This is a genomic window from Acinetobacter sp. CFCC 10889, from assembly GCF_003268395.1.
Lineage (GTDB): Bacteria > Pseudomonadota > Gammaproteobacteria > Pseudomonadales > Moraxellaceae > Acinetobacter.
In genome coordinates this window covers 1-15,326 of the sequence record NZ_LQXQ01000005.1, presented here as the reverse complement: position 1 = coordinate 15,326, position 15,326 = coordinate 1, and the positions used below count along the sequence as shown (strand labels likewise).

Annotated in this window: 11 protein-coding genes, 2 pseudogenes and 1 other annotated feature; of the genes and pseudogenes, 9 read left to right on the top strand and 4 right to left on the bottom strand. The window is 33.7% G+C overall.

Annotation, left to right across the window (positions count from 1 at the left end; genetic code table 11):
* Entirely contained in the window at nt 1–1,008 is a 1,008-nt protein-coding gene (locus tag AVJ19_RS02735) for a sulfate ABC transporter substrate-binding protein (RefSeq protein ID WP_111858282.1), read from the bottom strand.
* 160 nt (nt 1,009–1,168) lie between these two features.
* Between AVJ19_RS02735 and pabC the strand changes: the two genes are divergently transcribed.
* The 3 genes and pseudogenes from pabC to tmk all read left to right on the top strand — a co-directional run.
* A complete protein-coding gene (gene pabC, locus AVJ19_RS02730) occupies nt 1,169–1,993 on the top strand; it encodes an aminodeoxychorismate lyase (RefSeq protein WP_111858281.1) in 825 nt (274 codons plus the stop codon).
* The gene (mltG, locus tag AVJ19_RS02725) at nt 1,986–3,041 is read left to right on the top strand and encodes an endolytic transglycosylase MltG (RefSeq protein ID WP_111858280.1); all 1,056 of its coding nucleotides are present in this window, start codon (nt 1,986–1,988) and stop codon (nt 3,039–3,041) included. Before pabC ends, mltG begins: the two co-directional genes overlap by 8 nt.
* A 9-nt stretch (nt 3,042–3,050) precedes the next feature.
* Nucleotides 3,051–3,344: pseudogene (gene tmk / locus AVJ19_RS02720) on the top strand (dTMP kinase); the annotation flags it as partial.
* A gap of 507 nt (nt 3,345–3,851) precedes the next feature.
* Here the strand turns inward: tmk and AVJ19_RS02715 are convergent.
* Entirely contained in the window at nt 3,852–7,733 is a 3,882-nt protein-coding gene (locus AVJ19_RS02715) for a DUF4365 domain-containing protein (protein WP_111858278.1), read from the bottom strand.
* A gap of 249 nt (nt 7,734–7,982) precedes the next feature.
* Here AVJ19_RS02715 and AVJ19_RS02710 point away from each other — a divergent pair, with 249 nt between their 5' ends.
* The 4 genes from AVJ19_RS02710 (at nt 7,983) to AVJ19_RS02695 (ending at nt 13,310) form a co-directional block, all read left to right on the top strand.
* The gene (locus AVJ19_RS02710; protein WP_111858277.1) at nt 7,983–10,646 is read left to right on the top strand and encodes an ankyrin repeat domain-containing protein; all 2,664 of its coding nucleotides are present in this window, start codon (nt 7,983–7,985) and stop codon (nt 10,644–10,646) included.
* Between the two features lie 256 nt (nt 10,647–10,902).
* Entirely contained in the window at nt 10,903–11,265 is a 363-nt protein-coding gene (locus AVJ19_RS02705) for a helix-turn-helix transcriptional regulator (protein ID WP_111858276.1), read from the top strand.
* Complete coding sequence (locus AVJ19_RS02700; RefSeq protein WP_111858275.1) at nt 11,259–12,584, top strand: type II toxin-antitoxin system HipA family toxin; 1,326 nt, start codon at nt 11,259–11,261, stop codon at nt 12,582–12,584. The genes AVJ19_RS02705 and AVJ19_RS02700 overlap by 7 nt, the downstream gene beginning before the upstream one ends.
* A 300-nt stretch (nt 12,585–12,884) precedes the next feature.
* Complete coding sequence (locus tag AVJ19_RS02695) at nt 12,885–13,310, top strand: hypothetical protein (RefSeq protein ID WP_111858274.1); 426 nt, start codon at nt 12,885–12,887, stop codon at nt 13,308–13,310.
* Between the two features lie 223 nt (nt 13,311–13,533).
* On the opposite strand, the gene AVJ19_RS02690 is transcribed toward AVJ19_RS02695, so the two are convergent.
* Complete coding sequence (locus AVJ19_RS02690) at nt 13,534–13,773, bottom strand: helix-turn-helix domain-containing protein (protein WP_111858273.1); 240 nt, start codon at nt 13,771–13,773, stop codon at nt 13,534–13,536.
* 77 nt (nt 13,774–13,850) lie between these two features.
* Here AVJ19_RS02690 and AVJ19_RS02685 point away from each other — a divergent pair, with 77 nt between their 5' ends.
* Nucleotides 13,851–14,099: a hypothetical protein gene (locus tag AVJ19_RS02685; RefSeq protein WP_111858272.1), complete on the top strand. Its 249-nt coding sequence runs from the start codon at nt 13,851–13,853 to the stop codon at nt 14,097–14,099.
* Between the two features lie 13 nt (nt 14,100–14,112).
* Here the strand turns inward: AVJ19_RS02685 and AVJ19_RS02680 are convergent, their stop codons facing one another.
* The gene (locus AVJ19_RS02680) at nt 14,113–14,544 is read right to left on the bottom strand and encodes an HAD family hydrolase (RefSeq protein ID WP_322873937.1); all 432 of its coding nucleotides are present in this window, start codon (nt 14,542–14,544) and stop codon (nt 14,113–14,115) included.
* Between the two features lie 51 nt (nt 14,545–14,595).
* Here AVJ19_RS02680 and AVJ19_RS02675 point away from each other — a divergent pair.
* Nucleotides 14,596–15,326, top strand: a pseudogene (locus AVJ19_RS02675) (IS3 family transposase); the annotation flags it as partial.
* Nucleotides 14,871–14,987: a sequence feature (AL1L pseudoknot), on the top strand. Its footprint overlaps the pseudogene before it by 117 nt.

Below are 15,326 nucleotides of genomic sequence, written 5' to 3'. Positions count from 1 at the left end.
TTATTTTGAAGTATTGGCTTTAACGATTTGGTCAAAAACACCATTATTTTCAAAATGTTGTTTCTGTACTTTCGCCCAACCACCAAATTCTTTATCAATCGTGACGAGTTTCAGTGGTTTAAATGTTGTTGCATATTTTTGTAATGTGGCTGCATTACGAGGACGATAGAAGTTTTTCGCTGCAATTTCCTGTCCAGCAGGTGAGTACAAATAGTTCAGATAAGCTTTCGCAAGATTTAAACTGCCATTTTTCTCAGCATTTTTTTCAACAATCGCTACAGGCGGTTCAGCTAAAATTGAAAGAGATGGAGTAATAATCTCAAATTTACCTGGTTGCTCTCGTTGTGCTAAGAATGCTTCATTTTCCCAAGCCAATAGCACATCACCGATACCACGCTCTGCAAATGTTGTGGTTGCTCCACGTGCACCAGAGTCTAATACTTTGGTTTGTTTATAAATTTGACGTACAAAATCTTGTGCTTTAGCATCTGAGCCATATTTATGTTTTGCCCATGCCCATGCTGCGAGGTAATTCCAACGTGCACCGCCTGAAGTTTTTGGATTTGGCGTGATAATATCAACACCAGGTTTCACTAAATCCCCCCAGTCTTTAATGCCTTTCGGGTTGCCTTTACGTACTAAAAAAACAATTGTTGACGTATAAGGTGTAGAGTTTTGTGGAAATTTCTTTTGCCAATCTTTAGGCAGTAAATTGGTTTTGTCTGCAATCGCATCAATATCAGCAGCTAGTGCCAAAGTGACCACATCTGCACTCAAACCATCAATTACTGCACGTGCCTGTTTGCCTGAGCCACCATGTGATTGTTTAAAAGTAATATCTTGTCCAGTTTTAGACTTCCAATAACCAGCAAATTGCTTGTTAAAGTTGTCGTATAACTCTCGGGTTGGGTCATAAGAGACATTAAGAAAATCTTTTGCGGTTGCTGTAAAAGAGGTTGCTGAAATAAGTACCGCAGCAATACCTAATTTTAATTTTGAAAATTGCATGTGTTATGCCCCAAATAATTCATAATTTCGTTAATATGGGTGCAGCATAACGCCAGTCTTTATCCATAAAAAATAATAAAAAACGAATTTTATATGAATAAAAACGCATAAGATTGGTTTTTAAATGCGCTGAGATTTGTTGTATTTTTGGGAAATAAACATGGTATTTTGTTATAAGAATGGTCAAATTATTGATTCTGTATCAATTTTTGATCGGGCTTTTCAGTATGGTGATGGTTGCTTTAGCACAGCACGAATTTATCAAAATGTGATTGAATTGGAAGACTTACATCGTTTACGTTTGCAACATTCTGCGGAACGGTTATTTTTACAGGTAGATTTTGCTTTTTTAGAACAAAGTTTGCGACAACTTCAGCAACAATTTGATTCATTGAATGGTACTTTAAAAATTGTAATTAGTCGGGGTGAAGGGCAGCGTGGTTATGCTATGCCAGATCATCCTGCTGATTTATATGTATTTTACTATCCACAAAAAATACAGCTATTTCAGCCTGAATACATTGATAGTGGTGTCTTGACACAACGTATTGGTTTAACCATGCCTGCATTGGTGGGTTTAAAAAGTCTGAATCGCCTTGAACAAGTGATGCTAAAAAAAGAAGCACAGGAAAAAGCTTGGATTGAGGCTTTGGTTACAGATGTGCAAGGTAAAGTTGTTGAAGGAGTGAGCAGTAATTGTTTTATTCAAATAAACAATACATGGATTAGCCCTGAACTCCGCTATAATGGTGTACATGGTGTGATGCGTGCGGAGATTTTACAACGAATGCAACAACAGCACATTCCATGTCAACTCCGTTCAGTTGATTTAAATGAAATTCCACATATTCAAAGTCTATTTTTTTGTAATGCGTTAAGCCCGATGAAAATAGTACAGTCTTTGGATGGTCGAACTTTGGCGCTTCAACCTTGTGTTGAATTATTCGAAACTTTGCAATTACAACAGTTTAAATCTCATGTCTAATCCTCCTACAAAAAGTCATAAAAAAGCGCCAAATAGTGCACCCAATAAATTTTATAAAGGTATGGCGCTCATATTGATTGGGCTTTTGGTCTTTGTTGCAATCATTTTAAATATGAGTGTATTTAAAACTTATCCAGTTGAAGGCACAAAGCAAAAATTGGTCATTGATAATGGTGAAACCTATACAGGTTTTATTGATCAACTTGCCAAGGACAACAAAGTCAGTTTTCCGATTCTCTTAAAACTGTATCGTAAATTTTTTATTGATGAAACGATGAAAGCTGGGGTGTATGAAGTCTCGAAAGGCATGAGTGTACGTGAAGTCTTGATGATGGTTTCTGATGCGGACAATGCGCAAATGAACCGAATTTTGGTGATTGAAGGCACTACCACAAAACAATTGTTAAAAACTTTGAAAAAAGATCAATATGTTAAAGCAGAAGTGGCAAATCTCCCTACGGCTGAAATGCTGAAAGCACTCAATATTCCTTATGAACATGCGGAAGGTTTATTCGCACCCGATACTTATTTCTTTGATAAAGGTGCAAGCGATAAAAAGATTTTGATGGATTTATATCAACGTCAAATGAAAATTTTAGATACTGCATGGGAAAAACGTGCTCAAGGTTTACCTTATCAAAATAAATATGAAGCCTTGATTATGGCATCGATCATTGAACGGGAAACCAGTGTGGATCGTGAGCTTCGTCAGGTGTCGGGTGTATTTGTCCGCCGTTTGAAAATGGGTATGCGCCTGCAAACAGATCCAACGGTGATTTATGGTATGGGGGATAACTACAAAGGCAATATCACCAAGCAAGACTTACGCACACCAACTGCATATAATACTTATACGATCAATGGTTTACCACCTACGCCGATTGCATTACCAAGTAAAAAAGCCATTGAGGCAGCCATGCATCCTGATGATTCGGACAATATTTACTTTGTGGCAACAGGCAATGGTGGGCACAAATTCTCAGCCAATTTGGCAGATCATAATCGTGCGGTTCAGGAATATCTTGCTGTGATGCGTGCTAAAAAATAAGGAGTCATGATGTTTATTAGTTTTGAAGGCACAGAAGGTGTAGGTAAAACTACACTGATTCGAAAATTATTTGAGCATTTTCAAGCATTAGGTAAAGATGTTGTACTTACTCGTGAACCAGGGGGCACACCTTTGGCAGAACAAATGCGGGCTCTCTTGTTGTCAGTGAATCACGAAGAAAAGATGAGCAATGACACGGAGTTATTGCTGATGTATGCCGCACGTGCACAGCATGTGGAAACTGTGATTTTACCTGCTTTGGCTTTGGGAAAAATTGTCTTATGCGATCGCTTTACTGACTCATTATAATCCTTTTTATTTTATGTAAACTCATGAGAGATGCTTGAAATACACAGTAATTCTAGCGTCTAATAATTTATCGCTAAAACTTTTATTGAAAATGTAAACATCTTCAAATTTTCAATCTAATATACCTTTTGTAAACTAAAAGGACCAAAATAATAGCTCAAATTTAACAATCAAACTGCATAAAATGTAAACATAGTTGATGTGTTACATACATATTTAAGAATTTAGCACTACATATTAAACCGTCGATTTTAAAAATCGTAAAGGTACCATTTTAAAAATGGATATTTTTACTCTTTATTAATAGGCTTATTTTATAAATAAGAAATGTGCAGAAATTTTATAAATAATTAATTAGTATTAAACATTACTAAACAGATAAATTATTTATAAAAGGAAGTCTAGGAGGGTAGTGTTCTTCTTTGATGATCATAAATAAACCTTAGTTTAATAATAAATAAAAATAATTGAAAGAAATATACTTAACATGATTTTTAAATATCAATAATCAAATACTGCTTTGAAAATCTTAATTTTAGTATGTTCCTTTGTATTTAAGGGGAAGGTTAATAATAAGTTTAAGTAAGCTTGTTTAATATTTTTCTCGTTGATTAAAGTCATTTCTCTATCAATTTTATTAATCTTAAGTCTGAGTAAAGAGCTTAAAACAGTGTTAATTAAAAAATCATCTGTAAAAATATTTTCAGAATTTAATTCCATTAATTCTTTATACTTTTCCCACAGTTTTTTATGTGCGGAAGAAATATGAGTGGTAGGGTTTAATATTAAATTGAATCGCAGTCCTAAAGATATTATATATATTGATATAATATAATAACTATCAAAATAAGGAGTATATTCCAAGACATGATTTATAATATGAGAAAGGATATCAGAACTTAATTCATAAGGGGTAATATGTGTAATTAAGACAAAAGAGTTTTTTAATTTTAGGGCCTGGTTATCTTCAGACGATAAGTAATAATCAATTACTTTTGATAACGGAGAAGATCGATATTCATTGAGTAAAGTTTTATTTTCAAGCATACAGGTCATATAACTATGAACGTTCTTTGCTGAAAAGGTGACTCCCTTAAAATCTAAGATAAAAAAATCTGATATTTTCTCTACAAATATAGATTTAGTTATTGCATTATTTTCATACAAGTATGAGATAATATTAAATATATTTCCAGAATTTAAATCTTTAATTTTCTCTTTTAGCAAAACATAAAGTATTTTATCTTCAGTAAAAATAAATGAAGATGAATCTTTTAATGATTCTACATACCCTAAAACTTTATCCTCTTCTATTAACGTTAATTTATCTATATTACTTTGAATTGCAAGCCAAATCTTATCGGCCTGCTCACTGAAAAGCTGCATCTTATCGTGAGCTATACTTTTAATTCTATTAAAAACGGATCTTAAAAGCGTAAACCTAGGTAACTCTTTTAGAAAAATATCTAGTAAATCAAGTTGATTAAGTAACAATAAGCTTGTTTCATCCAAAACAATATATCCTGAGCTATTTTCAATGAAGGCTTTAATTTCTTTTTCATTAGTACTAGCTGGATTATGGATGATTTTGTAATCTAAATATTTTTCAGATTTATCACAAGCATTATGCCATGCTTGAAAAATATTGACCGTATTCTGTAAAATTTTTTGTCTAAAAACAAAAGGCAATTGAGATTTACCATTTCTAATTTTTTCAGTAATTTCATTTATTTGATCAATATGATTCTGATTACGACCTGTCAGTTTATTTAAAAATGCTATTAATTCCTCTCCAGTTGCGTTCTCTGGAAAGACTGCTGATCTGAAAATTGTAGATTCGGGAAATTGCATAAAGTATTTATTCTGGCGCTCTTTAAAATCATTTATATAAACTTCATGTTCAGGCTTAAGAGAGCCTCTGAGCATAATACAAGTCATAAATAAAGCTAGATAATTACCTTCTTGGTAATAATCATTTTGATCTACATAAGCACCTAAACTGAAAATAGCATTTTGAAGTTCGCTAGCATATTTAGAATCGCTTTTATATACATTAATGATTTGAAAAAGTAGTTTAACTTTTTCAAATCTACTTTTTATATTTGGTAAAAGTCCCACCATCTGTTTAATGATTTTTTGACCAAGTCCCATTCCCAAACATAGTTCAATATAGAACTTTTTATCTTGATCATCTAATTGCTGATTGTTCAGCATTTGATGGATTTGGCTACTAGCCAAACCTATAAGTCCTAAATTGAATTGAGCCCCGATTTTAATCAAATTCCACTTGCCGATACTTACACCTTTTTTTATATTTTTATTTGCAATTTGAATAGTTCTAGGCCAATTTTTCACTATAAATAAAGCTTGGCATAAGCCTAAATACTTATGATTTGACAGTTCTTGAGATTCTAAAATTTTTTCTGCTACATCAATATATGCTAGGGCAGTTTCTTGACTTTCTGGTTGAATGAATATTATTAATTGTTCTGCGAGTATCTTTGGTTTATGCAAGGTAAGGTAAGTTTGATATAGCTCTTTAAGATATTCGTTAGACTGGTTTTGATTTAGATGTGATGATCTAATAAACTTTTGAAGGGCTATGGCCGCTTCTGCATCTGGCATCTCCTCTACAATTTTTTGATATTTCTCTGCAAGGTTAGTGTTTAATATCTCAGATGCTATACCACTAGCCATAATAAATAATTGAATAGCTGAGTTCCCACATGTGCTTATAATTTCTTGTTCATGAAGAGCCAAGAAGTCTAAAGCTTCTTGGTGCCTACCTTCTTTAAATAGACATATTATAAGCATGGCTTTTTCATCAGCATCTAACTCTTTAAGTTGTTCAAGTAAACCAAGAGCCTCTGAAAAATTATGGTAATCGTATTGAATCCGACACGCTTGTCTTAATACAGATTTAGTTGGTCTCGCATGAAGAAGTGGCTCCAAATAAGAAAATAAATGGTTGGACTTATCAAAATACCCATAAATAAATGGACTTATCGATAAGATTGGCTCAATATCAAATTTATAATTTAAATTTTTATTGATTTCCCAAGCCTTTTGTATCGCATTAAAAGCACTAGTCATTAAACCTATATCAAAGTCTGGAAAACCCTCTAAAGGAAAAGGTGTGTTATAGATAGACTCTTTTCCTGTCGCCCGATGAAAATATCTCTTGGCAGCTAAGGAGTGATAGAGAAATTTATCTTCATCAGAATCTAAATCAGTTTGAACATAAGTAGCGATGATCTGATCTGCTTCGTCATAAAGCTCACCATTCATACATATAAGTAATTGTCTGATGACCTTTTCAGGATTCTTTTCTTGAAAATAACCAAGAGCCTCTTGTTCTTGCCCTATTAAAGTCATTGCGATTGCACGTATTAGATGAGCATTGTCGTTATCATTTAGAGGTAAACTCAAAATTTCTTCTAACTGTTCGTTGCTGAGATCTAGATAACGAATCTTATTTAATAAGTAAGTATATAAATAGCGATTATTTACTTTAAGACTGTCAGCTTTCTCAAACTGTTCTAAGGCTTCTTCATATTTATCTTCAAAAATGGCAAGATGTCCAAGTTGAAGATGAAATTCAGCAAGTTCGTGTGTTGAAAATTCAATACTTTTAGTTTCTAACTTAATTAGTAAATCTTTTGCTTCTTTGATTTTATTATTATCAAAATATCTAGCACAAATTTTAAGCTGACTTGCTACAGCGCCTTCAGGATCGTTAATCCAAGGCTCTAGGTTGTCAGTAGCCATACTTTCTAAATAAATGGGCTTAGTCTTTATTTTTTCAGAAATTAGTTCTAAGTTTTTTACTACGGGCTTATTGAGATCTTTAATAGTGAATTTTAAATTTTCAGCAGCTATTTTTTCATGATAACGAGCTTTTAAAAAATCATAAATTTCAAGATTTCTGAATAACTTATTTTCTGTTGGGACAGAGACTGTAAAGTGATCTTGCTGATCTAAATCTACTGGCTGTTTTCTAAACCATGCTTCATCCAACCATTGGTAATAAACAGGAACCTTACCTGGCTCATCTTCATCTTCATCTTTTAAATCAACAATAACAACCATTACTATAGAATCTTGCCTTAAATAATAATTGAGTGTTTTCGTTTTAAATTGATGTTTAATATGAAGGTTATCAGAATTATATTTTGGTGATTGTGTTCCTTTTAGTTGTAAGTAAAAGGAGAATTCAACTTGCTTCTGAGGATTGTGAACTTGAACAATATAATCAATACCAAAGTCGGTATCACCATCAAGTTCTTTTAGTATCCAACTACGAGGTCTTTTAATTGCAAAAATATCTTTTGCATTACGTCCAATTTCTTGGCCTAATCCTTCCGTTGGTAAGTTATCACTCATGATGAAACCGTAATAAAAATTAAATTTAGTAATTTGATTATAAGCATTTTATTTTTTTTATTAAGAGTCTAATGTGTCGGGATACTAATTCCATAGTCCGCTATAGATTTGAGGCTATGAAGTCTTTAATTGTAAAAGCAACACATTGATCTATATTTATTACTGATAGGGGGGGACATCTTTTTTCATCGTAGTTTCGTAGATAAATAGATAAGATGTCCTCAAATTAATTTCGCATACACTTATAACATGGGCACTTTACCAAAAATTGAATCAGTACTGTTAGAAATCCATCAAAGTCTTGGTAGTAATACCTCATATTCGACAGTTCAAAAGAACAAATTTGCTACTGGGAAAATCAGTATCAGTAAGCAATCTGACATGATGAAAACAATTATTTTATCTATTTTTGAAAAACTTAATGTTCGCCCTGAGTCTTTTGATGCCATTTGGCAATCATTAACCAATATTGCAAATGCCTATAAAGGTCTTGAACTCAAAACTTGGACATTTAATGCTGATCAAAAACAAATTAACTGGATGCTTCTAACGCATTTCTTAGTGCCAGGTTTAGCACGATTTTCGGCATTCCAGGCTATTGAGACCCCTTTTGATAAAGGTATGCCTGGTGGTCGTTTCTGGTATTTACCTGAGGTGATTGAAAGTGATGGTGATAAAAAACTAATTCTACCTGTGCCACAAGTCATTGACTGGTTAACAGATCTACTAGGAACAGAGGTAGACAGTGTTGCCAACCATAGCTTAGATATAGACATTCAAAATTTAAGACGTTCTCTCTATAACTGGAAGAATGGTACGAATACTATTCGTTATAGCTCTATTTATGAATATTTCCCAGAAGGGTTAAGTTTAGATTTTGCAGGTGCCTTTACCCTAGATAAAACGATTACTTTTGATGAGCAATTTAATCAAGCATTAGCTTTTATCAACAAAAAGGATCTAAATGCTCAAAAGCTGAAATTTGAAATTCCTTTATCTGAGGAAATCCTTACGGAAATTTTGCAGGGGAACGGAAATGAAGAAGAAAAATCTAGATTAATTGAATGCTTATTGAATCGCTATTCAGCGCCTTCAATAGACGTTATTCGCCAACGACTTATTGTTGCTAGTGCAGTGCAAGATATTTATCACCGTTTGATCAAAGCCCAATGTCCTGATGTAGATAAGTATTGTATAGATCCAACCAAAAATAAAATCCTACAATTATTTGCGTTATATAAAGGCGTTTATAACCTAACGATTGAGGCTTGGAAAAATTGCAAAGATGCTGGTGAATTTGCTGAGGATATGTGGTTTGAGGCCCATTTACCTGAATGGGATAAAGAAAGTTTATTACTTTCGATTCTACCTTCATGTAAAGAAACAGCTATTGATGAGCTAGCAACGTATCTGAGCTATAGCTTCCGTATCAATGCAAGCGATGTACTTGATGATGTAATTGGTCATGATCCGGAATCATGTGCTGAAATTGCTGAACATACTGTACGTAAACTCCATAACTTTTATGAAGAGCAAACCAAAACTGAAGAGTTAAAGGCTCGTATGCAACAAAGCTCACCATGGAGAGCATTACAAAATGAACAGAATTATTGGATAGTAAGTGGCGTAGCCCAGTTACCAGAGCTACCTATTCACTTGAAAGAAATAACCGCTAAGCGTATGAGAGAACTGGCTAATACGCCTATAGAGAAAATTCTAGTTGTTATCCCCGAACTTGCTTACTATTTAAATGGTGAAAGTAAAAACAGACCTAAAGATTGTAAAAATAAGGTTGAAGCTTTACTTGATGAAGCAGAAAAAACCGAAGGATATGATTTATGGAAGTTTGCCCTTTTGCAGTACAAAGCTAAACACTTATTGGCACAAAATAATTTTGACGAGGCATCAAAATATTTCAGAGATGCATTGGAAGAAAGTTTTAAAGGTAGCTACGGTCTAATGACTGGAGAAATTGCACGAGATTGTTTAGCTGTAGCAGTGGCGAATCAAAAACTTATCACAAACAATCACGAAAAATATTATCGTGAAATGCTTAGTGGTGGAATGATAGAAAGTGATCAAATACCTTCTATAGAGGAAGTAGCACGTTGGGCATACTCTTATTTTTGGGAAGATCTTTATAAACCGTATCCTAGAATTAAACCTGAACACCCGCTCAGTCAAATTCTGGTCAAACCAGCCTTGGATAAACTTTTTCCTTTGCTACAACAAAATAATTTAGCAGGATTGAAGGATTGGCTAAATTCTAATAAAGCTTTGTTTAAATCTAATCTGCCCGACGTTGAAGGCAATTCAATGCTCATGCTGATGCTGAAACTATTTCTTAAAGCTCAAAAAGTGATGGATACAAAGATATTAGAAGTTTGGGAAACCCTTTTAAAAGATATTTTTGAAAAATATCCAAAACAACTGAATATTCCTGATCTAAAAGGCCAAACACCATTAATGTTGGCTGTTGAAGCTCGTGAAACGCTATTGGTGGAACAGATGCTAGTAGCTGGAGCTGATGCGAATATTCAAAATTATCAAGGGATGACCGCCTTACATACAGCTTGTAAAATTAAATCTCCAAAAGTTTTTGATACTTTCTGTACAGAGTCTTCTAATTGGAATTTGAGAACAATGGATGGAAGATTACCGTTACATACTGCTTGTTGGTCAGGAAATATTTACGCTGTCGAAAAGTTAGTAGAATTAGTACCGAAACAACTTTGGGAAAAAGATCATGCTGGCTTCACACCGCTGGAATTGGTTGAATACCTCATAGAAAATCCTGATGCATTAGATATATTAAGACAGCAAAGTAGAAAAAATGGTTATTCTTGCGGGACACAACAAGAACTTGAAAAAATTCTTGAAGTTTTAGAGCAGAATTTATCTATTAACAGTTAATTTCTCTCTTTCAAAGCCCTGTAGATATTGTGTACAGGGTTTCTTTATATTAATACGGCTTATTTGCACAAACTTATTCTTAAATAATTTTTTTAGACAAAATTTTTTACTTTATAACTTATAACCATAATGATTAAATATTTAATCATAAATATGAAATTATAGTCTTAATGATGAATTTTATTATCATAATGACAGTAAATATTAAAAATGATAAAGTAAATTCATATTAGGGAAATTCTAAAATGGTGAAGCTATGAAATTTGGAGCATTGAAAACACCAGAAGCGATGGGGCGTGAATTAGGTGACCGACTAAAGCAAGCACGACTTAATTTAGATCTTACTCAAGAAGAAGTCGGCTTATCGGCAGGCGTGAGTCGCTACACTATAAAAAATTTAGAACAAGGCCGAGGTAGTATTCAGGATTTGATGGCTGTTTTAATTGCTTTGAAAAGCACTGATCAATTAGACAATTTAATGCCACCGCAACAGATATCGCCTATAGAATTATTGAAGCTAAGAGGTCGGATTAGAAAGAGAGCATCTGGTTCACACAACAAAACAGTATCGAACAAGAAAATTGATAAGACAGATAGAGAAGAAGATTTAGGATGGTAGATAAAGTTGATGTAATTAAAGTTGTATACAAAGAATTAGATGTTGGAGCTTTAAGTTTTGATCCCATAACAGGTCAAAGCGCGTTTATATATATGCCAAAATTTGTTAGTGCTGGTATAGAGTTATCGCCTTTAATGATGCCTTTACGGGAAAATTATATATATAACTTTAATGCTTTAAATCCTGAAACTTTCAAAGGATTACCAGGAGTGCTAGCTGATTCGCTTCCAGATGATTTTGGTAATCGTATCTTAAATACCTGGCTAGCTTCAAAAGGACGTGCAGCAAATAGCATTACCCCAATTGAACGACTTCGCTACATAGGGAAGCGTGGCATGGGGGCATTAGAGTTCTTACCTGCTGAAGCTCGTGGAGAATTAAATGCAAATGAATCTGTTCAAATAGATGAACTTGTAGCTATTGCACAGGAAGTTTTATCGGCACGTAACGAATTTGATGCCGAGCTAAGATCAGATGGCTCTGATGACCAGGAAGCGATGTTGTCACTCTTAAGCGTAGGGACAAGCGCAGGTGGAGCAAGACCTAAAGCAGTTTTAGCATTTAATAAGGATTTTACAAAAGTCAGATCAGGGCAAGCGAATGTTCCAAATGGTTACACACACTACCTAATGAAATTTGATGGTGTAACTGAGAGGAATACCAACAAAGAAACATTTGGTGATCCTTTAGGGTATGGTGCAATGGAATATGTCTATTATCAAATGGCTACTGCCTGTGATATTGATATGATGCCTTGTTATCTGTTGCATGAAGGTGACAGACAACATTTCGTAACTCAAAGATATGACAGAATCGGGAACGAAAAGCTGCATGTACAAACTTTAAATGCAATGGCTCATGTCGATTATAAGATGCCTGGATCATTTTCTTATGAAGAACTATTTCTTGTACTTCGTGAGCTTAAAATGACTGCAGTTGAAGCTGAACAAATATTAAAGCGAATGATTTTCAATATTGTGGCACGTAATCACGATGATCATGCCAAAAACTTCTCATTTATACTTCGAGATCAGAAATGGGAGCTAGCACCTGCTTATGATTTAGCATTTAGTTATAAACCAGATTCATTCTGGGTAGATTCTCACTGGATGTCCCTGAATGGTAAACGCAGAGATTATGTATTAGAAGATATTCTTTCAGTAGAACATTTGAGTAGGAAATTTACTCGTAAATATGTGCTAGAGGTTTTAAATCACACAATAGAGGTTGTGTCAGGATGGAAGGATCTGGCTAAAGCTTCAAATGTTCCTGGAAAACTAATAGCTGAAGTATCCGAAAATTTGAGGCTGAAGTTTTAAATTTGACGTTAGAATGTTTACAAGTCAGCGCTATATTGTATTATATTTTAGTATGTATAACGCTGATATTTTTTATCATAAGTTCTTCTTTGTGAACTATTGTTGATATTTTTAATCATTATGAATAATTATTTGGATAATAGAAGTTCCTGTTTTATTACTGCCATTAGATAAACAGAAACGTATTATTGAAAAAGTAAATCAACTCTATTCTATGATTGACCAACTTCAACCTCTACAAAGTAAATTATATAAAACGAATATTTATCAATTAGATAGGTTGATGATGGATGAAGTGTGATGTTTAAAGTCAAAATTAATGCTAAAAATCGTAAAGGTAAAATTCTAGAAACTGAAATTCTAAATCAGGAAAGCTATAATATTTTTAAGGATTTAAATACATTATGTGATGAAGAAGCATTACATGCGATTAAGCATCAGGCAGGTCCATTTATTGCTTATCAAATCTCATCAAATGTAACAATAGCCTATCGTGCTAATAAAGACAGCACCACTCTATATCTAAATGATTCACAGGCATTTGTGCAGGTTTCAAAACTAGGAGTCTTTAACGCAGAGAATATCAAGCGATATAGTGGCACTGATACAATTCACTCAGCAATTGATGATAAAAGAATTAATGGATTAAAGCAGATTGCAAGGATTATAAAAATATCCAATGTGACATATGAGCAATATAAGAAGCTGATGGCTCATTTTGTTTAAGTATCTAATTTTATTTCATATACATCTTAATTAAACAATGGAATGAGTTACTACTGTTTGGATTAGCTCAATCTATGACTATTCAGGTTTGTGCAACAAAAGCCCCTATAATCTGAGAATTTTTCAGTGGTTTGATGATTTATGAATAGTCGCAGGTAAGTACCATTTTGGGTACTTACCTTAAAATATTTCTATTGGGTTCTAGAGAAATTATTGCTGCATTTTAAGTGTCTATGCCTAAAGCTTGTTCTATAAACGAAATGATAGAAATATTCAAAACAGTTAACCAATCATTCAGTTCCAATATATCTAGTCTTCTATCTAAGTTTTCAACTTTAGCAACGTAAGATTGGGGTTTATTTAAAGATGTGGCTAATTCTACCTGAGTCACTTGTTTTAACTCACGTATACGAATAAGTTCTTTTATTAGCTTTTTATAGCGAGGGTCATGTATTGAGCTCATGGCTCAAGATGTTGTACTATTAACAAAATTATCCCAAAATGGGATATTTTCATTAAGAATTATATGTGTGTAAAATTATGTATGAATATCAATCAATTAAGAGCTATTGGTTTAGTTTCTTATCGCAAACATATTTTAAAGAGAGTACATTTAAAGAAATTAATGAGTGTTTTTATTTTGTATTTCCTCAATTTAAGGAAAAGTCACTTTATAGAAAACACTATCGAGCATTTAGAGAAGCACAAAAAAGTGGTTTTGTAACAGCATGTACTGAAAAATCTCCATATATGTATACATCGGATATTTTTCTTGAAAATCAAAGCTAAGGCCTATCTAGCTTTAAATTAGATCATGTATTACATCCGATAGGTTTTGTTCGCTATGGCGTTCAATTAGTCTTGCGGACATTCCTAAAGAAATTGGTTTTTCAAAATCTAAAATTGGATGATCTCCAATAAATAGTATTTCTGTCATTTCACAGCTAAAATGAGCTTTAATAACTTCATAGATTTGCTGGTCAGGCTTTATAGCCCCAACTTCATAACTTAAAAAAACGGCATCAAAGATACTAGGAAATATTGTTTTAAGCCGTTCACCATAGGGCATTGCTAAATTGGAACAAAGTGCAATTTGGAAACCATACTTTTTTAGAGTTTGAAGAGTGGAAAGTGTATCTTCGTATAGTTCAATCGACTTTAAGTCATACATAAGATCTTCGTTGATTTCTTTCAAAAGTTGTAATGGAATTACTTTCCCAAAAAGCTTAGCCAATTGAACCGTACCGGGTTTGTCGGAGAGTCAATATTCTGAGAGACTACCCCGATGACAAAATTAAAATATACCCCTGAAATCAGAGAAAGAGCGGTTCAATTATTGATTGAATCTGAAAAAGATTATCCTTCTACTTGGGCTGCAATCACAGCAATTGCGCCTAAGATTGGTTGTACTCCTGAAACACTTCGTGCCTGGCATCAAAAGCATTTAGATCAGCAAAATCCTATTAAAGTACAACAGATATCTGATCAAGAAAAAATGAAACAAATGGAACGTGAAATTAAAGAATTAAAGCGTGCCAATGAAATTCTACGTAAAGCAGCCGCTTTTTTCGCCCAGGCGGAGCTCGACCGCCCACACAAATAATGGTGGATTTCATCCATAACAATAAAGGCTTATATGGTGTTGATGCGATTTGTAGGATTTTACCGATCGCAGCTTCAACCTATTACCGAACTTTAGATCTCGCTGACAATCCAGAACATCGAGCGAAACGAGATCTACATGATGAGTATCATGCTGAACAAATTAAACGAATTTGGAAAGAAAGTTCAGGTCGATATGGTGTGCGTAAGGTCTGGCAACAATTGAAACGTGAAGGTTATATTATCGCACGTTGTACAGTTGCTCAATTGATGCAGAAGCTAGGTATACAAGGTGTTTGGCGTGGTAAGAATAAACAAACCACCCGTAACCGAGATGATCAAAAAAGAGCAGATGATTTAGTGAAACGTAATTTTAATGCTGATCATCCTGACCAACTGTGGGTGAGTGACTTT